20 protein-coding genes and 1 other annotated feature are annotated in these 24,027 nt (G+C 51.3%); of the genes, 2 read left to right on the top strand and 18 right to left on the bottom strand.

The window, feature by feature from the left end:
- Positions 1-13 precede the first annotated feature (13 nt).
- The 7 genes from hrcA to gpr all read right to left on the bottom strand — a co-directional run bounded on the left by hrcA (position 14) and on the right by gpr (position 7,982).
- Positions 14-1,048 carry a heat-inducible transcriptional repressor HrcA gene (gene hrcA / locus BJP58_RS29010; RefSeq protein ID WP_071222916.1) on the bottom strand — a complete coding sequence of 345 codons (1,035 nt, stop codon included), beginning with the start codon at positions 1,046-1,048 and terminating at the stop codon, positions 14-16.
- Between the two features lie 108 nt (positions 1,049-1,156).
- Positions 1,157-1,618 carry an N-acetyltransferase gene (locus tag BJP58_RS29005; RefSeq protein WP_100535892.1) on the bottom strand — a complete coding sequence of 154 codons (462 nt, stop codon included), beginning with the start codon at positions 1,616-1,618 and terminating at the stop codon, positions 1,157-1,159.
- Positions 1,619-1,694: 76 nt separating this feature from the next.
- Positions 1,695-2,861, bottom strand: coding sequence for a radical SAM family heme chaperone HemW (hemW, locus tag BJP58_RS29000; RefSeq protein WP_194541622.1), 1,167 nt, complete (start codon positions 2,859-2,861; stop codon positions 1,695-1,697).
- Between the two features lie 204 nt (positions 2,862-3,065).
- Positions 3,066-4,883 carry a translation elongation factor 4 gene (gene lepA, locus BJP58_RS28995; protein ID WP_194541621.1) on the bottom strand — a complete coding sequence of 606 codons (1,818 nt, stop codon included), beginning with the start codon at positions 4,881-4,883 and terminating at the stop codon, positions 3,066-3,068.
- Between the two features lie 88 nt (positions 4,884-4,971).
- Entirely contained in the window at positions 4,972-5,379 is a 408-nt protein-coding gene (locus BJP58_RS28990; protein ID WP_233354798.1) for a hypothetical protein, read from the bottom strand.
- A 62-nt stretch (positions 5,380-5,441) separates the two neighbouring features.
- A complete protein-coding gene (locus BJP58_RS28985; RefSeq protein WP_194541619.1) occupies positions 5,442-6,815 on the bottom strand; it encodes a stage II sporulation protein P in 1,374 nt (457 codons plus the stop codon).
- Positions 6,816-6,980: 165 nt separating this feature from the next.
- Complete coding sequence (gpr, locus tag BJP58_RS28980) at positions 6,981-7,982, bottom strand: GPR endopeptidase (protein ID WP_194541618.1); 1,002 nt, start codon at positions 7,980-7,982, stop codon at positions 6,981-6,983.
- Positions 7,983-8,144: 162 nt separating this feature from the next.
- On the opposite strand from gpr, the gene rpsT reads away from it, so the two are divergent.
- Complete coding sequence (rpsT, locus tag BJP58_RS28975) at positions 8,145-8,417, top strand: 30S ribosomal protein S20 (RefSeq protein ID WP_053489175.1); 273 nt, start codon at positions 8,145-8,147, stop codon at positions 8,415-8,417.
- A gap of 231 nt (positions 8,418-8,648) precedes the next feature.
- Here rpsT and holA read toward each other — a convergent pair whose 3' ends face one another.
- The 6 genes from holA to BJP58_RS28945 form a co-directional block, all read right to left on the bottom strand.
- A complete protein-coding gene (holA, locus tag BJP58_RS28970) occupies positions 8,649-9,668 on the bottom strand; it encodes a DNA polymerase III subunit delta (RefSeq protein ID WP_194541617.1) in 1,020 nt (339 codons plus the stop codon).
- 296 nt (positions 9,669-9,964) lie between these two features.
- Positions 9,965-11,230 (bottom strand): zf-HC2 domain-containing protein, encoded by a 1,266-nt coding sequence (locus tag BJP58_RS28965; RefSeq protein ID WP_194541616.1) that lies wholly within the window; start codon positions 11,228-11,230, stop codon positions 9,965-9,967.
- Complete coding sequence (locus tag BJP58_RS28960; RefSeq protein ID WP_036644490.1) at positions 11,227-11,775, bottom strand: RNA polymerase sigma factor; 549 nt, start codon at positions 11,773-11,775, stop codon at positions 11,227-11,229. The genes BJP58_RS28965 and BJP58_RS28960 overlap by 4 nt, the downstream gene beginning before the upstream one ends.
- Positions 11,776-11,963: 188 nt before the next feature.
- On the bottom strand, positions 11,964-14,687 hold the full coding sequence (locus BJP58_RS28955; protein ID WP_233354797.1) for a ComEC/Rec2 family competence protein: 2,724 nt from the start codon (positions 14,685-14,687) through the stop codon (positions 11,964-11,966).
- A gap of 116 nt (positions 14,688-14,803) precedes the next feature.
- On the bottom strand, positions 14,804-15,322 hold the full coding sequence (locus BJP58_RS28950; RefSeq protein WP_100535884.1) for a deoxycytidylate deaminase: 519 nt from the start codon (positions 15,320-15,322) through the stop codon (positions 14,804-14,806).
- A gap of 48 nt (positions 15,323-15,370) precedes the next feature.
- The gene (locus BJP58_RS28945) at positions 15,371-16,027 is read right to left on the bottom strand and encodes a ComEA family DNA-binding protein (protein ID WP_194541615.1); all 657 of its coding nucleotides are present in this window, start codon (positions 16,025-16,027) and stop codon (positions 15,371-15,373) included.
- A 172-nt stretch (positions 16,028-16,199) separates the two neighbouring features.
- Here BJP58_RS28945 and comER point away from each other — a divergent pair, with 172 nt between their 5' ends.
- Complete coding sequence (comER, locus tag BJP58_RS28940) at positions 16,200-17,042, top strand: late competence protein ComER (protein WP_071222895.1); 843 nt, start codon at positions 16,200-16,202, stop codon at positions 17,040-17,042.
- Here the strand turns inward: comER and leuS are convergent.
- The 5 genes from leuS to BJP58_RS28915 all read right to left on the bottom strand — a co-directional run bounded on the left by leuS (position 17,023) and on the right by BJP58_RS28915 (position 23,964).
- Complete coding sequence (leuS, locus tag BJP58_RS28935; protein ID WP_194541614.1) at positions 17,023-19,464, bottom strand: leucine--tRNA ligase; 2,442 nt, start codon at positions 19,462-19,464, stop codon at positions 17,023-17,025. The genes comER and leuS overlap by 20 nt on opposite strands.
- Positions 19,465-19,553: 89 nt before the next feature.
- Positions 19,554-19,806: a binding site (T-box leader), on the bottom strand.
- Positions 19,807-19,846: 40 nt separating this feature from the next.
- The gene (locus BJP58_RS28930; RefSeq protein WP_194541613.1) at positions 19,847-20,728 is read right to left on the bottom strand and encodes an AraC family transcriptional regulator; all 882 of its coding nucleotides are present in this window, start codon (positions 20,726-20,728) and stop codon (positions 19,847-19,849) included.
- Between the two features lie 77 nt (positions 20,729-20,805).
- The gene (locus BJP58_RS28925; protein ID WP_194541612.1) at positions 20,806-21,879 is read right to left on the bottom strand and encodes a Gfo/Idh/MocA family protein; all 1,074 of its coding nucleotides are present in this window, start codon (positions 21,877-21,879) and stop codon (positions 20,806-20,808) included.
- Between the two features lie 23 nt (positions 21,880-21,902).
- Positions 21,903-23,072, bottom strand: a complete 1,170-nt coding sequence (locus BJP58_RS28920; protein WP_194541611.1) for a Gfo/Idh/MocA family protein — start codon at positions 23,070-23,072, stop codon at positions 21,903-21,905.
- Positions 23,073-23,097: 25 nt separating this feature from the next.
- Positions 23,098-23,964: a sugar phosphate isomerase/epimerase family protein gene (locus BJP58_RS28915; RefSeq protein WP_194541610.1), complete on the bottom strand. Its 867-nt coding sequence runs from the start codon at positions 23,962-23,964 to the stop codon at positions 23,098-23,100.
- Between the last annotated feature and the right edge of the window lie 63 nt (positions 23,965-24,027).

Here is a 24,027-nt window from a genome sequence, read left to right as displayed (position 1 = left end):
CTGTCTCACTCCTTTATTTGTACCAGTGTGACAGCAGCTTCGTCAGATCATGGGATAACACATTCAAGATGCCGATCACCCGTGCATATTCCATTCTTGTAGGACCGAGAATACCAATCGAACCGAGCGCTTTTCCATCTATCGAATAAGTCGCAGTAATCAAACTGCAATTGGAAATCGCTTCATGCGTATTTTCCGTACCGATCTTCACTTGGACACCATGCTCACCGGGAGCAGGAGCCATGAGTTTCAACAGTGCGGGTGTCTGTTCCAGAAGCTCGAAAATCTCCCTTACCTTATCCACATCCTTGAACTCCGGCTGATTCAGCATGTGGGTCGTGCCGCTAAGATATACGCCGCGATGGTCCGGTTCATTGTTAAGGGCGATATCCAGCATACTCATGAGGTCTTCATAATGTGAAATATGCCGCTGCATTTCCTCGCCAATCTCCGTATACAAACGGGTCTTGAGTTTATATAGAGGCACGTTGACCAGCTTCTTGTTCAGAAGATTGACCACTTGCTCCAGATCGGAAACGGACACACCCTGCGGAATCGAAACAATCTTGTTCTCGACTTGCCCTGTGCTGGTTACGATGATGGCTACCGCTTGATCCTCATGGAGAGGAAGAAGCTGGAAATGACGCAAAGACGTATGAAAAACTTCCGGTCCCAGCAGGATGGAAGTGTAATTAGTCATTTGAGACAGAATGCCAGCTGTATGCTGTATCATCTGCTCCATCACGTTCAGCTTTTCTGCAAAAAAGGATTTCATCATATGCAGTTCCGCAGGGTTCAAGGAAAACGACGACGTGAGATGATCAACATAATAACGATATCCTTTATGTGACGGAATTCGTCCAGCTGATGTATGAGGCTGCTCCAGAAATCCGAGTTCCTCCAGATCAGCCATCTCGTTACGAATGGTTGCCGGACTGTATCCGACATCCCCGCGTTTGGAAATGCTTCTTGAACCAACCGGCTCGGCAGAACGGATATAGTCATCCACAATGGCATTCAAAATCATGCGTTGACGATCTGTTAATATGTCGCTCCCCTCCTTGCTGACTGCTTAATTTCACTTTCGTTAGCACTCATCGCCATCGAGTGCTAACCGATATAACAAAAATACCAAACCGACCTGAGGATTGTCAAGTCAGTTCAGTACTTTAAGAACAGCTATTTCGTCACAAGCGTGCTGCTTCTTGCAGTGAATGCAGTCGGTCCACACTTTCTCCGGGAAAATCTCCTTTTCCACAACGGCAAAGCCGTTTTTGATGAAAAAGGATACCTCGTACGTCAAGGCCATCACTTTCGGGAGCTCGCGCCGTTTCGCTTCTTCGAGAAGGGAATCCACCAGCATGGAGCCGATTCCTTGCCCTTTATAACCATCGGAGATGCCGAGTGAACGAATCTCTACCAGATCATTTCCCAGCTGGCACAAGGAACCGCAGCCGATCACGTTCCCTTCGGATTCGGCCACAACGAATTCCCCGATCTGTTTCTCCAGCACTTTTTTGGACCGGGGCAGCATAATGCCCTTTTCCGCATAACCCTGAATCATCTGATACAGCGGCTCGACATCTTCTAACTTCGCCTTTCTGCATACCGCCGACATTGTTGTCCGTCTCCCCTTTACACGCTCCGTCATGTTATGAATAAATATACAACAGAGCGCATATAAGTTCAATAGATTAATTTGTTGACAAGCTGCCTATAAATTCGGCAAACACATCGTTGCCGAACAGAATGCCTTTACTGCTCAGTTTATATCCATCATCCGTGGAATCGAGTAGTCCCGCACCTACCATTTTATTCAGCGGGCCGGCGAATACCTCTTCCATAGAAATCCCGAATTGCTGCCGGAACCGGCTGCGCGAAACGCCATCCAGGACTCGGAGCCCAACCATGAGGAAATCCTCCATCGCTTCTTCTCTTGATACCTCAAAACTCTCCAATCGCGGAAGTCCTTGATTCGCTGCTTCATTATATGGGTTGACGCCTTTAATGTTTACATGGCGCTGACGACCAATGTATCCGTGCGCTCCCGCGCCCAAGCCATAATAATCCTCGTTGCGCCAATACGTCATATTATGCCGGCTCTCAAAGCCGGGTTTGGCAAAATTACTGATCTCATACTGTTTATATCCGGCAGCCTGCATCCGCTCCATTAATAGAAGATACATATTCAGCTCGTCCTCCTCATCCGGAAGCGGCAGCTGGTTTCGCTGGTACATCGTATGGAACAGCGTGTTTTCTTCAACCTTCAGGCTGTAGATTGAATAATGCGGGAGTCCAAGCTCCAGCGCCTTATCCACGCTTTCCGCAAGCATGTCCAAGGTTTGGTTCGGGAGCCCGAACATCAAATCGATGGACATGTTATCAAAGCCTGCTCTTCTGGCGTTCTCGAGACTTCGATACACATCATCCGTATCATGAATCCGACCGATGCCGGTCAGCAAGCTGTTCTGGAAGGCCTGCACCCCGAAGCTGATGCGGTTCACGCCGCCCTCGCGCATGACGGACAGCTTCTCCAAATCCGTAGTGCCGGGATTGGCTTCCATCGAAAATTCAATGTCATCGGACCATTCCGGAAAATGGCGCTTCACGCTCTGCAAGAAGTATTCCATTTCATCCGGCTTCAGCACCGTTGGAGTCCCGCCGCCTACAAATATGCTTTTGATTCGTCCAGGCGGGTTAGCCTGAACGGTCAGCTCCATTTCCTTATCCAGCGCGCGCAGATAATCCATTACCGGCTGATCTTTCAACACGTAGGAATTGAAGTCGCAGTAAAAACATTTATTGGTGCAAAACGGAATGTGGATGTACACCGCTTCCGTCCGTTGATCGTTTGCCGTCATTCTTTTCTTGCCCCCTCATGTACACCTCTGGCATGACTTACTTTAAGTAACTTCTCGAAGGTTCCTTCTCTACTATAACGCTATGCTTCTTGGAATGAAAGAAAGGAAAGCCGAGAATCGGCTTTCCCATCATTTACTTCATAAGACTATATACGCAGGACAGCCTACCCTGTTAACTCTTGGGCTGGCATTCCTATGCAAAATTTACTTGTCGTCGATTTTCAGTACCGCCATGAAGGCTTCCTGCGGCACTTCAACGCTGCCAACTTGCTTCATCCGTTTCTTACCTTCCTTCTGCTTCTCAAGGAGTTTCCGTTTACGGGAGATGTCACCGCCGTAACACTTGGCAAGGACGTTTTTGCGCATCGCTTTAACCGTTTCACGGGCAACAACCTTGGTACCGACAGAAGCTTGAATCGGCACTTCGAACATTTGACGAGGAATCAGCTCACGCAGCTTCTCGCAAATCGCACGTCCGCGGTGATAAGCACGGTCCTTGTGCACGATAAAGGACAAGGCATCCACCTGCTCGGCATTGAGCAAAATGTCCATTTTGACCAGATTGGATCGACGGTACCCGGACAACTCGTAATCGAATGAAGCATATCCTTTGGTGCTCGATTTCAACTGGTCGAAGAAATCATACACGATTTCCGACAGCGGAATTTCATAGGTAATGGTAACGCGCGTTGTGTCCAGGTATTCCATGTTTACGAATTCGCCGCGTTTATTCTGGCAGAGTTCCATGATCGCTCCGACATAATCGTTCGGAACGATAATGCCTGCTTTAACATAAGGCTCTTCGACATAATCGACCTTGCCCACCTCAGGATAATGAGACGGGTTATCGATCTGGATCTGCTCTCCGTTCGTCAGCGTAATGCGGTAAATAACGCTCGGCGCAGTCGTAATCAGCGGTATGTTAAACTCTCGTTCAATCCGCTCCTGGATGACATCCATGTGCAGCAGGCCAAGGAATCCGCAACGGAAACCGAATCCGAGCGCGCTGGATGTCTCCGGCTCAAAGCTGAGCGATGCATCATTAAGCTGCAGCTTCTCGAGCGCCTCGCGCAGATCATTGTAGTCTGACGTTTCGATTGGATACAGTCCGCAGAATACCATCGGGTTGATTTTGCGGTAACCCGGAAGCGGCTGGGCCGTCGGACGCTTGGCATCCGTTACCGTATCACCGACCTGCGTATCGCCAACGCTCTTGATACCAGCCACGATGAAACCGACATCGCCGACGTTAAGCTCGTCCACGATGGACATGCGCGGCTTAAACGCCCCCACCTCAATGACCTCGAAGGTTTTGCCGGTAGCCATCATTTTGATCTTGGAGCCGGCTTTAATGCTTCCGTCAATAACGCGCACATATACGATAACGCCTTTGTAAGGATCATAATGGGAGTCGAAAATCAGCGCTTTCAGCGGTTCTTCCGAATCGCCGGTTGGCGCAGGAACTTTCTGAACCACCTGCTCCAGAATTTCCTTGATTCCGATGCCGGCCTTGGCAGAAGCTAATACGGCATCGCTGGCATCCAGACCGATGACATCCTCAACTTCCTGTTTCACCCGCTCAGGATCGGCGCTTGGCAAGTCTATCTTGTTAATGACAGGCAGAATTTCAAGATTGTTATCCAGTGCCAGATATACGTTGGCCAATGTCTGCGCTTCAATTCCCTGTGCAGCATCAACTACGAGCAGCGCGCCTTCACAAGCGGCCAGGCTTCGGGATACCTCATACGTAAAGTCGACGTGCCCTGGAGTATCAATCAGATTCAATATATACTCCTCGCCGTCATCGGATTTGTAATTCAGGCGAACCGCCTGCAGCTTGATGGTAATCCCGCGTTCTCTCTCCAGATCCATCTGATCCAGTACCTGCTCTTGCATTTCACGCGAAGTTAATGCGCCCGTAAATTCCAATATACGGTCAGCAAGCGTCGATTTCCCATGGTCTATATGTGCAATGATACAGAAATTACGAATTTTTTGTTGTCTTGCTTGTACGTCTGTCATGCCTAACCCCCAACAACCACCAGATGTTTGAATCAACTTATTATACCAGTTGAGGGGATGCACAGCAATGCTGAGAATAAAGGTGAATTTATTCCGTGATCGATCCGAACATCGATACGACCCAGCGTATGCTTTTGTCAGACAACTGCTGAAGCAGACCTGCCGTCTTATCGGCCAGCACATCGGCAGGCGGTTGCGAACGCTCGGGAAGCAGGATGTCGCTAGGCGTCGGCTCATATTCGGGCAAGGTCTTACGAGCATCTTCTTCTAGAACAGCGGACTCTGATACGGGAGGGGTCTTGCGTGTCCCTCCCCATCCATTCCCTTGAGCAGCCCCGCCTTGCGGATCCTGAGCATGGTTTTGCTGCACAGTTTGCACGGCTCCGGTACCGTCTGCCGGTACTGGTGCTTTTGCCCCGCCAAGCTGCATGCCGACCAATATGCCGATGCCTGTCCATATGATAAGAGCCACCAACCGTTTTCCCATTCTTGACATCACTGAGTCCCTCCCCGATTTACCCGTTCACACTTGGCGCACTTGCACTTACCGCCGAGCTGTTAGCCTGCTTTGGCTGCTTGATCCTCTGTTCCTTTTTTGCTTCCGCCCTTGGTTCCCGCGGAAACGGACTGCTTCTTCGTTTGATCGTTGTCTTTTTTCACGCTGGCTTTCTCCGCCTCTTGCTCCTGCCAGTACACATCTGCAATGATGTCCGCCAACGCTTCAGCTGTCCGCTGCAATTCTTCCTTCGTATTATCGATGCCGCCGATTTCGATCAGAATACTGTTTGGCGACAGGGATTGATTATATTCCCCGTTCCCTTGATCCGCTGATTTGCCCCACACGCCTCGAGACACCCCAGGATAGGATTTTTCCAGCTTGGCATTGATTTTGCTTGCAAACGCCTCGTTCTGTCTCCAGTTCTCGTTCGCATGACCGATGATGAAGTAAACCTTGGCGTAGTTAACGCCGTTTACGGTTGCCGTCGTTTTGTTATACCGCTGCGAATCCCGATGGATATCGATCAGGTAATGAATGCCGTCGTTCTGGGACATGGCCTCCATGACCATCTGGCGCGAGTATTTATAAGAAAAGTTATAATTGTATCCTTCAATGGTAGATTGATAGTCACTTTTATCATGCAGGGTCCCAATTCCGTTGGCCTCAAGTCTTTTACTCAGAAAGCTGCCCACCAGCATGACGTTCTTGCTTGGGGATACAGCCCCCGGATTATCGGATGGATGCGTTAGCAGCGGGTTATATGCTTCCTGTGGGTGCGAATGATAGATGAGTACGGCTTTCTTTCCATTCGTAGACTTTCCATCCTTGGAGGTGCTTCCAGGGTCATTCTTACTGCCAGGCTCGTCTTCCGTGCCCTGATCCGGGACATCCTCGCCGTTATCTTCATTGCCGATACCCCGACCGCCTTGCGGCGGCTCTTCCCCGGCATCAGCAGGGTCGCCTTCCGCCTGCTCCTCGGCTGGATCCGGCCGGTAATCCGCCGGTGCTTCCCCATCCTCGTTCCCGGAGCCATGTGACAGCTGCACCGGTTGATTTGCCTTCATGCCGGGCAATTCGCCCGCAAGCAGGCTTTTCGGGTCCCTCGGGTTCACGCTCGTAAGCAGTTCAAAGACGAAGGTCGACATTTTCTCGCCGGAGAAGCTTGAGGTCTCTTTGGAAGCCGTCATATGCGGCATCTCCATGCCGATCATATCGATGAAAAAATGGCTGGATAACGAAGCGGCCAATCCTTTCATGGACGACACGGGCGAGGAATTCATCCGCTGTTCCGCCATCCCTCCGAGCCCTAGCAAAATAAAAAATATAAGAGAGCCAAGCATCAATATAATGAGCGTTCGACCCATGCTCAGACCTTCCATGACCTTCCGTTTTAGTCTGGCAATATTCCAGATGCGAAACTTGCGATTGTTCATAACGATGTCCTCCTCGGTTCGCCGGGACCTATCCGGCCATCATTCCGCCGTTCCCGCGACTTTCGTAATCTCTTATATTTCAAATCTATGAACCGGGGAGAATCGATAGAACTAGATCCATGAAAAATATAAAAGCTCCGATAGATTCGGAGCTTTTATACCGGGTTAGTGCGTGTACGCACCTACATTGCCGGGATCCACAGCCTCATGCAGCGCTGCGTTCAGGCCGGTTGCGACGATATTGGCGATGTCCTCTATAAATTCGTCAATCTCCTTAGGCGTTACGATAAGGTCATGGCCCAGCGGCTCCAGCACCTCCTTCACCAGCGCGAGGCGCTCACCTTCGGGTATATCATGGAGCATACCCATAATTTTGCCCGTCTCCGGCGCACCTTCGCCAAAATGGGACTTCATGAGCTCAATTGCGTTATTAACGATGGTGGAAGCATAGCAGACGGTTGGAACACCGATGGCAATGCAGGGAACTCCAAGAATCTCCTGCGTCAATCCCTTGCGTTTATTGCCGACACCAGAGCCGGGGTGGATCCCGATATCCGCAATCTGGATGGTCGTATTCACACGCTCCAGCGAACGCGAAGCCAGAGCATCAATGGCGATGATCAGGTCAGGACGGATTTGTTCCACGATCCCTTGAACCGTTTCGCTGGATTCAATCCCTGTCAGACCGAGCACACCAGGCGCTACGGCACTAACCTGACGATAACCTGGCGCTACCCGATCCGGCATAAGCTCGAAATACTGACGGGTGACCATCACGTTCTCCACCACAAGCGGTCCCAGCGAATCCGGCGTCACATTCCAGTTGCCAAGCCCGACAATGAGCACGCTTGCCTTGGGTCCGATCCCGATCCGGGACATGAATGCCTCGAACTCACGGGCGAAGACAACGGACACCTGATCTTGAAGCTCCGTATCCCCCTTGCGAAGATCGGGCACCTCCAACGTGACGTAATGGCCCTTCACTCTGCCGATTTGCGTAGAGGCTGCTTCGTTCTCCACGTCCAGCCTTGTAATCTTGATTCCGTCCTCCTGCACCACATCCTCCATCACACCAGGAATGGGCGCATTGCCTTTTCCTCCCGCCAGTTCTCTTGATTCCACCGCCAGGTCCGTTCGGACCGAATATTTTTGCAGATCCAGATCCATCTAAATTCACACTCCTCCTCATATTGCTAGTAGTGTGCGAGAGTAAAGGAGAGATTATGCAGAAGTCCGAATGAGTATTGCTTTTTGTCCACCCCCATGCTAAAATATTTTAAGTTGTGAATCATTTCGCTCTATTGAAATGCCTTACAGGAGGTGAATGTAATGCCAAACATCAAATCCGCGATTAAACGTGTAAAGACAAGTGACAAACGCCACGCGCTTAACATTTCTCAAAAATCCGCGCTTCGCACAGCTGTTAAAACTGCTGACGTAGCGTTGAACGGTACAGAAATCGAAGCTGCTAAAGTTGCTTTCCAAGCTGCTTCCAAGAAGCTTGATAAAGCCGTTACGAAGGGCCTGATCCATAAGAACGCAGCTGCCCGCAAAAAGTCCCGTCTGGCGAAAAGACTGAACGCTCTTACGTCCCAAGCGTAAGTAACGTTTGTTGAATACGACATGGAAAAAGCCCTGAACAGTTCACGCTGCTCAGGGCTTTTTGTGGTACATTTCGACGTGCTCTTCTCGGTAGACAGACCGCTTTATAGCGGACGTTTCTTGCTGGATCAGGAAGGCGAGCTTCTGTTGTCCATGCTTTCGGATTTCTAAAGAAAAAGAGCGTATGACTGCTCCTGCAGCCGTACGCTCTTAACTTGTTGCGGATGGTCTTTACGCCCCAAGCCGCAGCAAAAACAATTCAATGCCCAGCACCTTATCCACGGCCCCGGTCTTCATCTGGTAATCCAGATTCGCCAGATGGTTCAGTATGCCTTCAAGGCGAGCTGTCTCAAACTTTCGGGCTTGCTCGCCCGCAATCTTCACCGCATAGGGATGCAATCCGATCTGGGAAGCAATTTGCTGCTGTGAGTAGCTCTGGGTGGATAAAGTCTTCACCTGCAGAATAATCCGGAACTGTCTGGTAATCAGCGCAGCAATCTTGATCGGCTCTTCGCGCTGCTTCAGCAGTTCGTAATAAATTCCGAGCGCCTTGTCCAATCGAAGATTCGCAATATCCTCTACAAGCGCAAATACATTCTGTTCCGTACTGCGCGCCACCAGCATTTCCACGGTTGCGACATCAATCACACCGCCAGCGCCAGCATATAAGCACAGCTTTTCGATCTCACCTGATAATGCCTGAAGGCTGGTTCCCGCATTTCGCACGATCGCTTCCGCCGCACCTTCCCGCAACGTGCAGTCGCTTTTCTTTACCTGCTTGTCCACCCAGCGAAGCAAATCCTCCCCGCCCAAAGGCATGAAGGACAAAGCAACCCCCGATTTCTTGACTGCCTTGACTACCTTCTTCCGTTCATCCAGCTTTTCTTGTCCAACCATAAAGACAATCACACTATAATCAGCAGGATTGGTCAAATAGTCCAGCAAAGCCTCTGGACGATGATCCACTTTCCCGTTATCTTTTGCTGCGGTAAAAAAAGCCGTATCCCTGACCATGATCAGTTTTTTTTGAACCATAAAAGGAACCGTCTCCGCTTCTTCAATAACGGTTTGAATCGGAACTTCCCCTAAATCCATATGAACGAGGGCAAAATCACGGTCTTCTTTCGGGATTAGCTGGGCTTCCAGAAATTCGGCGAATTCCTTCATTTGAAATTTCTCGCTGCCATACAACAAATAGACGGCAGACACCTCTCCCTGCTTAACCGCCTTGGCCGCCGCTTTGGCATCCATCGGCGTCCCCCCTTTCTACTCTGTACACTATACCAAAAAAGTGTGCTTGAATGCGAGACGACAAGATAAAAATGCAATCGTCCGCACGAAAACAAAGAGACCTCGGCTTTGGCAGCGGCAAGGTCCCTTCGTCCCAACACATCTATATAAACGCCGGCAAGTATGCTCTAGAAACACCTCGCCGCCGGTCATACGACGGTAGTTGGTATCATGCTCTCTCTAATATATAGTGTATTCATATCTCCCGGCATTGGTGCACCGATTGTATATATCTCTGAACATTTCTCTGAACATCTCTATGATTTAGGCTGCTTCTGTCCCGTAGATGCCGGTGGCTGGGACTTCTCAATGGAATAGACGGATTCAACCAATTCGTTATCGGTCTGCACCTTATACTTGAACGTTAAGCCATCCTCGGACCATTGACCGGATACCCAGCTTCCGCCGAGCGGAATTGTCTCAACCGTTTCAACCGCATCAGGCGAAGTTTGGCTTCCCGATGGCAGACGATAGATAATCAGATGATCGGCCTCGAGCGAGGCTCGGTAGAGACCGTCCGGGGACGACCACTGTTCCGGCACCATCGCCAGTCCTTGGTACGATCCGGATGACCTGTCGGATGATTCGGCGCTTTCCATGACCGCATCACCGGCAGGATCGCTAATTGGAGGCAGCATCTCAGACGTGGTATCCGGTTCCGTAGGTGACGTCTGGACATCCATGGTTTCAGAACCCTGCTCAGGTTCATTCGCCGGAGGGTCAGACGGACTTCCGGTATCGGTTTTTGGCACCTCATTGTTGCTCGTCGCAGGTTGGTCTGGCGCTTGGGGTTCCCCAACATCTTTCATCTGAACCGGTTTATCGGGTGCTGTAACATCTTTATTGGTGCCATCAGCCGCATCCGATGGCTCCTGTGTTGCCTTCGTATCATTCGAGGCAGGGTCGGAATTGGCTTCCGGTGACGATTCCGATGGCGAACTCCGCAGACTTGCGGATGAATCGTTCCCATCATTCGATTCGCCACCCGTCTCCGTGCCGCCTTCGGCGGCAAACGGCTGAGCCATTTCCTGATTCTGCGTGGCAGCCGATTCGTCATTCGCCCCGGCACTGGTCGTGCTAGCCTCTTCGTATGGAAGCTCCGCATCGGATAACATCTTCGGTTCATTATTAAAAATCGCTACGCCGAGAATAAGTACAGCCGCGGCGGCCCCGATAGCAGTTCTACCGCCAATCGTGCTCCACCAGCTGCCCGCACGTCGCGGACGCCGCATTTCCGGCATCATTTCGGCTGGCTCCTGGCTTTTCAGTGCTGGAGGTACGACAAGGTTCTGGCGATCACGGTCAATGGCATCCAGTCTAGGCATGATAGCGTCTACCAGACTGACAGGCGGGGTTACGGCCGGAAGATCCTCAAGCTCTCTGTTCAATGATTTCAATATATTAAAGGTCTCCGCACACATGGGGCACACGGCAATATGCTGATACATTTGGGCCGTCTCCTCCGAAGTGAGATCCCGGTCCAAATACCGGTGCATACGTTCCACCACCTCTTGGCAATTCATCCTGATACACCACCTTTCTGATGCTCTTGGAGCATATTCTGCAGCTGCTGCCTGGCCCTGAACAAATAGGATTTTACCGTATTGAGCGGGAGGTTCAGACAATCAGCAATTTCGTTGTAGGATAGATCCTGCAAATACCTTAAGACAATGACCGTACGATGATGGTCCGGCAGTTGATTAATGGCTTCCTGAATATCCTGAGCCAGATATCCCGACATCACTTCCCGTTCTACATCGAGATTATCCCGAAACACCAGATCATGTTCATCGATGGAAACCGTCGGCTTTGTCCTGCGGAATTTATCAATGCATATGTTGGTGACAATCCGTTGGACCCAAGTTTTGAACTGAGCCTTCTCCTCGTAGGAGTTAATCTTCGTATATACACGTATAAGTGCTTCCTGGGCTGCATCCATAGCATCCTGTTCATTGTTTAAAATGTAATAAGCAGTTCGGTAAACATGTTGCTCAATTTCTCGCAATAGGGTGATTAGAGCGTCGCGATCGCCCGATTGAGCGGCTCTTATGAGTCCCTGCTCCACCACAGTGGATCCCCCTCTCCCTGCATACATACAGACGGATAAAATTAAAAAAATGTTGCAGTATGTAACCTATTATTTTTTTAGGAAACTTCATCTAACTATACCAAATATAAAGATTATAGTCACCGCTGCATTTTTCCTATTAAAGATCATACTACGAATCGATGTCCCAAGGACAGCGGGCTGTTTATTCAAGGAAGCTTCGTACGCGTGTCAATATGTCCATCCTTGATCCTCATCTGTATTTCACCGTGAAGATTGGTCTGATAGATGAGATTCGTGGAACGTTCCAACCGTCCTACCACATCCGGATGAGGGTGGCCGTACATATTGTTGACACCAGCGGAAATAACCGCTGCCTTCGGCTTCCATGCATTCAGCCATAGCGCGGATGTCGAGGTTTTGCTGCCGTGATGGGCAACCTTCATGACATCGATGCGGTCACCGGCAGCAGCAAGCGGTGAAATGATATCATCTTGTGAAGAACGTTCCTCTAGATACAACAATATTTTATGTTCGGCAGCTTGGTCTGTGTCACCCGTAAACAGGATCCGGCTGCCGTTCATTTGAAGGACAAATACTAGTGAAGCATGATTCTGCTCCTTAATCAACGGTAATGGTTTTATGGTTTCTCCACTTTCTGGGAAAATAGGCGCTAGAAATTGGATTTCCGTATGGCTGTCAAGCTTCCATACTTCCCGATCCACTCCAGCCTCGTATATGGGAATGCGCTGCTGTACTGCGGTTAACATCAGCTTCCGGAAGGAAGCGGAGTCGGTCAAGGTCCCGTTGAACACAACTGATTTTACCGGGATTTCCTGCAAAACAGCTTGAAGACCGCCTATATGATCCTGGTCTCCATGGGACATGATGACAGCCTCAAGCTGGTGCACGCCCCTTTTTTTCAACAGCGGAACCACCACCTTCGCTCCCACCTCATACGGGGCCTTCCTTTCCTTCCAAGCATCCTTTTCCTTACGAAAATTCACCGTTCCACCACCGTCAATGAGAATATGCTTGCCCTCAGGTGTTGTTACCAGGATCGAATCCCCTTGTCCTACATCCAGAAATTGCACGAGTCCCGCTCCGTGCATCGATGGAGATTGATAGCCGCCGTACAGCAAAAAAACCAAAGCTGCGGACAGCAGGACGATCGCGGCTCTCGCTGCATAGCGTTCAATATAATCACTGGCGCGAAAAAAACCTCTCCATCGCAACGCACCGGCCCATTGATCCACGAGCGGAAACATGCCGGTTGCCCCAGACAAATCTCTTTTACTATCCAAGGATACGCGTCCTTCCAATGGAACGGTATCGTCCGATCCGATCCGCTCTCCTTCGCCATTTTCGGATCTCATCTTCAGAATGGAGAGCAGCGAATACAGCACAACAAAATAACATAAGATCCAGGCTAACGACGGGGACGGCCACAACGTCATCAAAGCGGATGAACCATTCATCCATTCAACGACACGGAACGTCATTTGGTTTAACCATTCGGTCACAGCTGCCAACCAGCCAGCTCCGCGCATCCATATCCACCCCATCAGCAAAGATACCATTCCTAACGGAAGAACGACAAGGCTAATCACCGGAACCAGGATCAAATTGGCGAAGACGGATATCAGCGACACCTGGTTAAAATAATAAATGGTTAGGGGAAAGGAGATCAGCTGCGCTACGACCGTAATTCCGACGGTTCCCGCAAGCCAGCGGGGCAAGAATGACAGCAGCGGCATCAGCTTCGGTACGAAGATCATCAAGCCTGCCGTTACGATGAATGACAGCTGAAAGCTGACGTTCACGAGAAAATACGGGTTCCACAGCAGCATGACGAGCGCGGCAACACTAAGAATATGCAGTCCATCCTTCAAAAGTCGCCGCCGTGCGGCATACAAACCGATCATCCCCATGATGCCGGCACGGATAATAGAAGGACTTGCCCCAGTAAGCAGGACATAAACGGGAATCAGCCACATAACCACAGTCAGCGAGGTCTCCCTCGTCATTCGAAGGGTTGTGCATACGAATAAGAGGCATCCCACAACCACTGCCACATGCATGCCTGATATCGCAAGAATGTGAGTCAATCCCAAACGCGAGAACTCCATAAACGTATCGGGATCCAAATCATCCTGATTGCCAATCACAAGTCCCTTCATATACCCTGCATGGATTCCGCCATACAATTGATCCAGCTTGCCCCCGAGCTTATGCCGAACGGCATCCGTCCATCTTAGAATATGACTTACATTCCAGCTGTCAGGCGAGGTGACCTTCGCTAGGTCAGAGCCCTTCACTTTGATCATCCAATGAATCTTCTGGGTTCGCAAATATTGAGCATAATTAAATCCGTCAAAATTGCGAGCTTCTCCAGGTTTTTGCAGCTCCCCGGTCAGCTCTATGCGGTCCCCGCGCTGCCATCGCTGAACTATCTCCAGCTCCTTTTTGTCCATTAGTTTCACTTGAACCCTGACGATATCATCCGTCTTCAGCAAGGTGCCGTTATCCGGATTCGCTTGTTTTTGGGACTCTGGAGGCTTTGTTAGCTTGAGATCAGCTTGATGTAGGGCAACATTGAAATCCGCGCGGTCGCCATCCACTTCTATTGGGGTTGTGATTACACCAAAGGCAGTAACAGGAACAGCGTCCGTCGATGTCTCCCCTGAGAGGACCGGCTCAAAATCACTTACATTGGCCGCGTCATGCCATTCCCAGTAAGTACCCGACATGCACAAGGAGAACAGCATGCAGAGCGTAAAAAGCCGCCCTGCCCCAGCCCAATGACATACAGCAAACAGGATGAGAATCAGCTCGGCTGCAATCATGGCCAGCCTCCATCCGTCGTACAGGCATGCAGCACCGCTGCCGATTACCCACATCACGGTAAACACAAGTAATGGCCTTCGCTTCATGATTCCAACAAATCCCTTCATCATTAAATAAAAAAGGACCCTTGCCTGCATATCGCAGTCAAAGGTCCTTCCTCTGTGACTTTCTATTCATTTTGTTCCGTAACCTTATACATGAATCATTCCGCTACCGTCATCAAGGTTTCGCGCGGCGGCTCATACGCTTCAAGCTGCCGGAACAAAATCCCCTTCTGTTCCATCATGCGGGACACCTTGCCCGAATCCTTCGGATAAGGACGGTGGAACACAACCTCGACAATGCCGCTGTTGGCAAGCATATTCGCACAGGTCCAGCAGGGCTCATCCGTCACGTACACCGTGCTGCCTTCCCGATCGATCCGGTCCGTGAATAACAGCAGATTCTGCTCGGCATGAATCGTCCGGATGCAGCGCTGTTTCTTCACCATGCTCTCCTTGCCGTCCTGCACGACCAGTTCATAATCCTCGGCGATCATACAGCCCGCTTCCGAGCAATCAGGCACCCCCATCGGCGCGCCGTTATAAGCCGTCCCGAGCAGCTTCTTCCCCTGCACCAGCACCGCCCCGACATGACGTCGCGGGCATTGGGAGCGGGTTGAAACCATAAAGGCAATATCCATGAAATAAGTATCCCAATCTTTACGTTGATCTGCACTCATCATCTGTCACCTGTTCCTTATCAATATCGCCTTTATTGTAGCACATAGCTAAAGTCCAACGTAAGGCTTCATCTTCTCCAGCATTTTGGGCCCGATGCCCTTTACGTTCATCAAGTCGGCCTGACTTTTAAATGGACCGAACTGATTCCGATAATCGATAATGGCCTTGGCCTTCGCTTCGCCAATGCCAGGCAGCTCCATAAGCGTTGCAGCATCCGCCGTGTTGACATTAATCAATCTGGATGGATCCGTAGCTGCTGGTGACTGCGCTGCACCGTTAACAGGAGTTTGTTGCTGTAAATGCTGAGTGACACCTTCAACCTGAGGCGGTACAAGGGGCGAAGAAGGTTGACCAGAAGCCGAAGACGATGCCGTATGGTCTGCTATACCGCTCCCTGCCGCTCCTTGGTCTTGGTCTGGCATGGAGTCCTTCACATTACTGGCAGGCTCGATCTGCCCCGCCTGCGTGCTCTTTGCAGCAGTCTTCGAATCCGTTCCGGCTCCAGACGGTTCCACATCCTTCTGCCGGGAATCAGCCCCGGACGTCTTCACACCCGCATTCTCTTCGGCCGCAAGCACCTGCTCCAGCTGATCGTTCAGCGGCTGCCAGCCCTCGATCCCCTGATCAACACCGCCGGCAAACAAGATGAACCCGCAGCCCGCAATCGTTGCGGCAAGACTCCAACCTAAAGATATCCTTTTCATCGATTGACCTCTCCTTAACATTAAAGTTCATTTTGTACAAACTCAGGAATATTCTTCGGTTTCCCCACCGAAATCGCATGAAAAACCGTCATGAATCGGCATCTTCCCCGCATACATTAAACGTAAGGACGGTACATTTCTGCCGTAAAGCGCGAAAGGAGGGAACATACACATGAAGGTCGGTTTTATCGGTACGGGCAGCATGGGTAGTCTGTTGATCGATGCCTTCATTCAATCGGGCGCACTCCTGCCTGAGCAGATTCGGGTCAGCAACCGAAGTCCTGAAAAGCCGATGCAGCTGGCAAAACGTCATCCCGGTCTGACGGTATGCAGCTGTAACACGGAGACGGCTTCTCAGAGCGACCTGCTATTCCTATGTATAAAGCCGCTTGAATTCAAATCTGTCATCAGCGAAATCAAAGATCGGCTTGAAGTCCGGCAAATCGCCATATCCATCACGAGTCCGGTCCAACTGATCCATCTGGAATCATCGCTGCCCTGCAAGGTGGCGAAAATCATACCGAGCATCACCAACCTAACCGGAGGCGGAGCATCGTTATGCATGTACGGTTCCCGAATAAAAGAAGAAGACAGGCAGCTTATAGAAAGCCTCCTGTCTTATATCAGCAGGCCGCTCGAGATACTGGAATCGCACACGCGAATCACTTCCGATTTCTCCAGCTGCGGACCTGCTTTTTTAAGTTTATTCATGGAAAAATGGATCGACGCTGCCGTTGAAATGACCGGAATCGACCGCAGAACCCTTAATGCATTAGCCGGAGAAATGCTGCTTGGCACCGGCAAGCTGTTAACGGAGGAGGGCTTCTCCCCCGAACAGCTGCAAGAGCGGGTTGCGGTTCCCGGAGGCATCACGGCTCAGGCTTTGGCACTGCTGGATTCTAACCTGAACGGATTGTTCTACCAATTGATCCAAACCACACACGACAAGTATGAGGAGGATTTGGCAAAACTGGATGCTGCCTTCGGTTTTACGATTAACCGGCCACGATATTGACCAGTTTGCCCGGTACGGCAATGACTTTGCGAATACTCTTTCCTTCCAGCGCCTGCTTGACATTCGGAAGGGAGAGGCTATGTTGTTGCATGGCTTCTTGGTCCATGTCTTTCGAGATTTTGGCACGTTCTACGATTTTGCCGTTAACTTGAACGACAATCTCCACTTCGGCCTCTACAGTCCAAGCCTCGTCATACTCCGGCCATGGCACGTAGGTTACGCTCTCCGTGTAGCCTAAACGGCTCCACAGCTCTTCAGCCAGGTGAGGGGCCAGCGGGGAAAGCAGCTGCACGAAGTTCTCCATCGCTTTGCGCGGAAGCTCTTCCGTCTTGTATCCCTCGTTGATGAATACCATCAGCTGGCTGATCGCTGTGTTAAAGCGCATATGTTCAAAGTCTTCGGTCACTTTCTTAATCGTTTTGTGCAGTGTACGTCTGAAATCATCCGTACCCTCGCCTTCCACGATTTTAGGGTTCAATTGACCGTCGTCCCCGATAAACAGGCGCCATACGCGGGAGAGGAAACGAAACGTTCCTTCAACGCCGTTGGTGTTCCATGGCTTGGTTGCTTCCAGCGGCCCCATGAACATCTCGTACACACGCAGCGTGTCGGCTCCGTATTCGTTAACAATATCATCCGGATTGATGACATTGCCGCGGGATTTACTCATTTTTTCATTATTGTTGCCCAGGATCATACCCTGATTGACCAGCTTCTGGAAAGGCTCCTTCGTATCGACAACGCCCAGGTCATACAATACTTTGTGCCAGAAGCGAGCATACAGCAAATGAAGCACCGCATGCTCCACACCACCGATGTACAGGTCAACCGGCAGCCATTCCTTCTGCTTCTCCTTGGAGCACAATTCATCATTATTGCGTGGATCGATATAACGCAGGTAATACCAGCAGCTGCCTGCCCATTGCGGCATCGTATTCGTCTCGCGGCGGGCTTTCATGCCGGTTTCGGGATCTACCGTTTCCACCCACTCCGTAACGTTAGCCAGCGGTGATTCGCCGGTACCGGATGGTTTAATCTGATCCACATCCGGCAGCAGCAATGGAAGCTGATCCTCAGGCACGGTCTTCATCGTTCCGTCTTCCAGATGCAGAATCGGAATCGGCTCACCCCAGTAGCGTTGACGGCTGAACAGCCAGTCGCGCAGACGGTAAGTTACCTTCTTCTTGCCCTTGCCCTCTTGCTCCAGCCATTCATTCATCGCCTGGATAGCCTCTTCATTGTCCAACCCGTTCAGGAAGCCGGAATTCACATGCGCGCCACTGCCGCTGTATGCTTCCTCCTCGACATTTCCACCCTGAACGACTTCAATAATCGGAAGACCGAATTGCTTCGCAAACTCCCAGTCACGGCTGTCATGACCCGGAACCGCCATAATGGCACCCGTTCCATAGCCGGCAAGCACATAATCCGCGATCCAGATCGGCACTTTAGCGCCGTTTACCGGATTAATGGCGTATGCACCCGTGAATACACCGGTTTTATCCTTGGCCAGATCCGTCCGCTCCAGGTCGCTTTTACGTGCTGCTTGATCTTGATAAGCCTTGACGGCTTCACGCTGATCGGCTGACGTAATCTTATCTACGAGGTCATGCTCCGGCGCCAGAACGCAGTAGGTTGCCCCGAACAGCGTATCCGGACGGGTCGTGAACACCTCCAGATGACCATCGTAACCTTCGATGTCAAAACGAACCTCAGCGCCTGTGGATTTGCCGATCCAGTTGCGCTGCATATCCTTCAGGCTTTCGCTCCAGTCCAGTTCATCCAGATCTTCAAGGAGACGATCCGCGTATTCGGTAATGCGCAGAATCCATTGGCGCATCGGTTTACGTACGACCGGATGGCCCCCGCGTTCGCTCTTGCCGTCGATGACCTCTTCGTTCGCAAGCACGGTACCGAGCGCTTCGCACCAGTTCACCGGCACTTCAGCCACATAGGCAAGGCCGCGCTTATAAAGCTGGATAAAGATCCACTGGGTCCATTTATAATATTCCGGATCGGTTGTGCTGATCTCGCGGTCCCAGTCATACGAGAAGCCCAGAGATTTGATCTGGCGGCGGAACGTATCGATATTCTGCACGGTAAACTCGCGAGGATGTTTGCCTGTGTCCATGGCATACTGCTCCGCTGGCAGACCGAAGGCGTCCCATCCCATCGGATGAAGCACGTTGTATCCGCGCATCCGCTTGTAACGGGACACGATGTCAGTCGCCGTGTACCCCTCCGGATGCCCTACGTGCAGGCCTGCTCCTGATGGATACGGAAACATATCCAGTGCATAAAATTTCGGTTTGGATGATGAATCTTCCGTTTTAAAGGTTTTGTTCTCATCCCAGTATTGCTGCCACTTCGGTTCGATGGCCTGCGGCTGATAGCCGTGGCCGGTTGGTTGATTGTCCGTCATACTCCATTGCTCCTCCTTCACAGTCAAGAGGCAAGGCCTGTGCCGTTGCCCAAAAAAACAAAAAAACCTCATCATCCATAGCGCTGATCGCTAGGGACGAGAGGTTTGATTCCCGTGGTACCACCCTAGTTAGCCAAAGGCATGCTTTGCCTTTCACTCCCTTTGCATCCTTATCGCGGATGAGACGACGATGCTTCAGCGGCCGAATCTGCCGAAATACAGCGGCCGGGTTAACACCATTGCTCCGAGGCGAGTTCATTCCTATCGTCAACCGGTTTTCACCAGACACCGGCTCTCTGCATGATCGAAAGTGGAACGATTGATCCTCATCATCGCGTTCATATTACCGTTTTAATGTGGCTATTATACCCAAAAAGTCCGATCAAGTCAACGAAAGCTCTTCCCCGCTTCTGCGATAATATTCCGGCGTCGTCCCGACCATGGCTTTGAACATCCGGCTGAAATGAGCCAAATGCTTGAAACCTGCCGCCTGGCTGATCTCCGTGATGCTGAGATGCGGATGGAGCCTGAGCAAAATTTTAGCTTGGTTAATCCGCCGGTGATACAAATATTTAAACACCGTCGTTCCGGTAACCTCCTTAAATAAGGAGGATAAATAGTGTTTCGTAATATGCATATCGCGGGCAATTTGCTCCAGCGTCAGATCCTGCATATAATGTTCCTCGACGAACGATACGACATGCTGGACATGCCGCTCTTTCTCGGAGATGGAGTCCTGATCCTGCACAGCGTCCTGGCACCAGTCCGCGATGACGTACATCATCTCCTGAATACGCAAGGTCATCCGTTCCTGGCGAAAACCGGCCGTGGATGCCGAGAGGCGATGTATATCGGCCAACATGCCTTCGAATTCGTCCCGATTGGTCCCTGTCAGTGTCATGCGATGATTTCGCAGCGATTCGAAGGGATCCAGCAATATCGATTTGGCCGTCTCCGAAAGCCCTTTGCAGATCCAGGCCGGATCGAAATGCAGAATGCTTCTGACGTATCTGGAATCGGGCTCAACATTCGGACAATGGAGCGTAAGCCCGTTCATTAGGAGCAGATCCCCCGGTTTCAGGGTGAAAACGGAATCGCCGATCAAATAAGTGCAGCGTCCTTCATGGAAATAATAAATTTCATAAAAAGCATGCGAGTGAAACTGCCCTCCCGACAGCGGCTGTTCATTGTAATAGGTCAGATCAAACGGCGCTTGCAGCTGCATGCGGTCAAAACCTGGCATCATATCGACAGATGAGGTCATCTAGAGAATCGCCCCTTTAGCGATTTTGGAGTTATATAACCCACAACGTAACGGGGTTTTCTCTATTATAAATGATTTTATGGAATGCGCACGGCCTCATTTTGGGCGATGACGCACAATTCTCCGGCTTTGAAGGCATGCTCCTGGGACATGGCATGCTCCGTGCGTTCCAGACAATCCAGGATAAGCTCCCCGAAGAATGGATAGCCCACCTTGCCTTGAAGCTCCATATGAAATTCTCCCTCGCCATTAACCAGGTACAGATGATCACCCTGCGGATGCCTGGCGATATCGATGTATTTGCGAAGCTCGATGTATCCTTCCGTCCCCAGAATAAAGGTTCTTCCGTCGCCCCAGGTGCCAAGGCCCCCGGGTGTCAGCCAGTCGACTCGGAAATAATTAGTGGCCCCGTTGTCTCCTACAAGCGTTGCATCTCCGAAATCCTCCAGCTCCGGGTAATCCGGATTCGCATAATTCCCTATCTTGCTGCTGAGCACCTTGGCATCACGGCAGCCCGCAAAAAACAAAAATTGTTCAATCTGGTGGGAGCCGATGTCACACAGAATCCCCCCGTACTGTTGATGACGGAAAAACCAGTCCGGACGGGAGGATGCGTTTAAACGGTGCGGCCCTGTTCCCATCACTTGCACCACTCGCCCGATCGCCCCGTCCTGGATCAGCTTCCCGGCATGGACGGCACTCTCCACATGCAGCCGTTCACTGTAATAGACCATGTACTTCTTGCCTGTCTCCTCGGCTTTCGCGCGAGCAGCGTTCACCTGCTCCAGCGTCGTGAAAGGCGTCTTATCCGTAAAGTAATCCTTGCCATGCGACATGACCTTCATGCCAAGCTCGCATCGTTCCGAAGGAATGGCGGCAGCCGCTACCAGACGCACTTCCGCATCCTGAAGCACCTGTGACTCGGACGAGGCAACGGTTACACTTGGATAAGCCTTGCAAAAAGCCGCAACCTTCGCGGGATCTGGGTCATACACCCACTTTAGCGTCGCCCCTGCCTCGATCAATCCGTTACACATACCGTATATATGTCCATGCTCCAGCGACATAGCGGCAAAAACAAACTCTCCGGGCTTGCATACCGGCTGGGCCTTGCCCACCGGCGCATACAGCATTCCATTACTGCGGTCCATACCACGTGCCTCCTGATTGTGATTTAGTAGGTTCCAAACGTCTTGCTCATATCCACCGGCCCGATCTCCTTGACCGTTTTCTGAGCGGAAGATTGTGTGATCCGTTCCTGCAGCATTTCGTGATACAGGTCCTCGTTAAGAGGGAGATCAACCCAATTATCGGTCCAGGTGGACAGATGCATGGCATTCGACAGCGTCAATCCGTGGATTCCCTCTTCACCGGGGGCAATCAATGGCGTTCCATGCAAAATAGCATCCGCAAAGTTCTGGATAATGCCGCTATGCTGCGGATTATCCCCCGAGATCGGCACCTCGCATTTCCAGCATTCCGGTTCGCCGAATCCCCCGGTATACTGCCGATTGAATTCCGGCTCCGGCACTCGGAGGCGCCAGAAGGTAAGCTTGCCGTCCTCGATGACGATTTTTCCGCGGTCCCCCGTCACTTCATATCGGTTGGTTCCGGGCGCTTCACCCGTTGTCGTAATGAAGACGGCCGTAGCCCCATTCTCGTATTCCGCATAAGCCGTCACATCGTCTTCAACTTCGATGTTCCGGTACTTGCCGAAAGCGCAAAAAGCACGAATTCTCTTTGGCATCATGCCGGTCGTCCACTGCCAGAGGTCCAGTTGATGCGGGGACTGGTTAATCAGGACCCCACCGCCTTCTCCCGCCCAGGTAGCCCGCCATCCGCCTGAATCATAATAGCTCTGGGACCGGTACCAATTCGTTATGATCCAGTTCATCCGCCGGATCTCCCCGAGTTCACCTTCTCCTATGAGCTCTTTCAGCTTCTTGTAGAGCGGATTACAGCGCTGGTTGTACATTATCGAGAACACCTTGCCGCTGGCTTCTGCCGCGCGGTTCATTTCTCGCACTTGCTTCGTGTAAACGCCTGCCGGCTTCTCGATCAGGACATGGAGTCCATGATTCAGGCACTCAATCGCCACTTGAGGATGGGCATAATGAGGCGTCGCAATGATCACGGCATCGATCTCCCCCGAGGAGATCATAGCCTTCGTATCACTCCATATTTTCACGTCCGAGGGCAGCGTTGCCCTTGCTTCTTCCTGTTTGGCCGGATTCAGATCGCATATAGCGCTAAGCCGCGCTCCCTTGATCCGCCCGGACGCCAGCGACCTGGCATGCGAAAACCCCATCCCCAGTCCAATAACCCCTACTCTTACCTGTTCCATGTCTATAGCCTCCTTCAAAAGTGACCTACGCGTTTTGTTTCTGCTCTGACCACAGCTTCATCTGCTCGGCAAAACGAAGAAGCATTTCCCTAGACTCAAACGTTCCGCTAAAATCTTCGATTCCGTAGTAACCTTCGTAACCAACCGATTGCAGATCCTGTATGACCTGCTTCCATGGCACGGCCCCCTGGTCAAGTGGAACCCATTCCCCGGACCACGCCGCAGAGGTACCATCCTCGGCAGCCGTTTTGCGATAACCCCCGTTTTTCACATGGACATGAGCCAGGTACGGACCCAGAAGCTCCAAGCCCATCCGGTAGTTCTCGTAACCTTCATGGACCATGTTGCCCGGATCATACAGCACGCCGATATGCTGCGGATTAAAGTGGGATACAAGCCGGTGCGTCAGTCCGGCGCTCGGGGCGATCGTAAGATGGTGCGTTTCCACCACGGCTTTGACCCCGTAAGCCGCAGCGAGATCCTGCACCTCATGGAGATAACGAACCGCCTGGTCGTACAGCTCATTATAATTGCGCTTCCGGTCATATCCCGGGATACCCGCGCGAATAAATGAAGCTCCGATCAGTTTGGCTGCTTGCATGACCTTCTCCGTCGCTTCCACGTCGCCGCATGTCAAATAAGGAACGACCGCAAGACTGCGCCTGCCATGCTTGTCGGCCGCTTGCTGAAACTCGAGCCAATCCTCCTGCGTGCCGTTCGGATCCATGGAGCAGCGGTTATGCCGCCAGAACGAGGGCTTCTCCCCTGCAGCTTCTTCCGGAATCTCCTTAAAGCGCCATTCGATTCCTTCAATACCGGCATCCGCCGCGGCTTTTGCCAATTCCTCAGGCTGTAAGTCAGGAGTTGCGACTGTGAATACGGACAGTTTCATGCTCATTCATCCTTTCTCGTCCCAATAGATTAGTTTATGCATCATTTGACCATCGTTGAACTC

Origin of the sequence: Paenibacillus sp. JZ16 (assembly GCF_015326965.1) — a bacterium.
Classification (GTDB): Bacteria; Bacillota; Bacilli; order Paenibacillales; family Paenibacillaceae; genus Paenibacillus_AQ.
The sequence above is the reverse complement of the archived record's forward strand: the minus strand, read 5'-3'. Positions and strand labels throughout refer to the sequence as shown.

Coding starts and splice junctions, on each gene's coding strand:
- BJP58_RS28985 (WP_194541619.1), bottom strand. CDS start 6,815: ATGAACAATCGCAAGTTTCGCATCTGGAATATTGCCAGACTAAAACGG.
- BJP58_RS28945 (WP_194541615.1), bottom strand. CDS start 16,027: ATGAAAAGGATATCTTTAGGTTGGAGTCTTGCCGCAACGATTGCGGGC.
- BJP58_RS28955 (WP_233354797.1), bottom strand. CDS start 14,687: ATGAAGCGAAGGCCATTACTTGTGTTTACCGTGATGTGGGTAATCGGC.
- BJP58_RS28950 (WP_100535884.1), bottom strand. CDS start 15,322: ATGAGTGCAGATCAACGTAAAGATTGGGATACTTATTTCATGGATATT.
- BJP58_RS28920 (WP_194541611.1), bottom strand. CDS start 23,072: ATGGAACAGGTAAGAGTAGGGGTTATTGGACTGGGGATGGGGTTTTCG.
- BJP58_RS28930 (WP_194541613.1), bottom strand. CDS start 20,728: ATGACCTCATCTGTCGATATGATGCCAGGTTTTGACCGCATGCAGCTG.
- rpsT (WP_053489175.1), top strand. CDS start 8,145: ATGCCAAACATCAAATCCGCGATTAAACGTGTAAAGACAAGTGACAAA.
- BJP58_RS28925 (WP_194541612.1), bottom strand. CDS start 21,879: ATGGACCGCAGTAATGGAATGCTGTATGCGCCGGTGGGCAAGGCCCAG.
- comER (WP_071222895.1), top strand. CDS start 16,200: ATGAAGGTCGGTTTTATCGGTACGGGCAGCATGGGTAGTCTGTTGATC.
- holA (WP_194541617.1), bottom strand. CDS start 9,668: ATGGATGCCAAAGCGGCGGCCAAGGCGGTTAAGCAGGGAGAGGTGTCT.
- hemW (WP_194541622.1), bottom strand. CDS start 2,861: ATGACGGCAAACGATCAACGGACGGAAGCGGTGTACATCCACATTCCG.
- lepA (WP_194541621.1), bottom strand. CDS start 4,883: ATGACAGACGTACAAGCAAGACAACAAAAAATTCGTAATTTCTGTATC.
- leuS (WP_194541614.1), bottom strand. CDS start 19,464: ATGACGGACAATCAACCAACCGGCCACGGCTATCAGCCGCAGGCCATC.
- gpr (WP_194541618.1), bottom strand. CDS start 7,982: ATGGATCTGGATCTGCAAAAATATTCGGTCCGAACGGACCTGGCGGTG.
- BJP58_RS28990 (WP_233354798.1), bottom strand. CDS start 5,379: ATGTCAAGAATGGGAAAACGGTTGGTGGCTCTTATCATATGGACAGGC.
- BJP58_RS28915 (WP_194541610.1), bottom strand. CDS start 23,964: ATGAAACTGTCCGTATTCACAGTCGCAACTCCTGACTTACAGCCTGAG.
- BJP58_RS29005 (WP_100535892.1), bottom strand. CDS start 1,618: ATGTCGGCGGTATGCAGAAAGGCGAAGTTAGAAGATGTCGAGCCGCTG.
- BJP58_RS28965 (WP_194541616.1), bottom strand. CDS start 11,230: ATGAATTGCCAAGAGGTGGTGGAACGTATGCACCGGTATTTGGACCGG.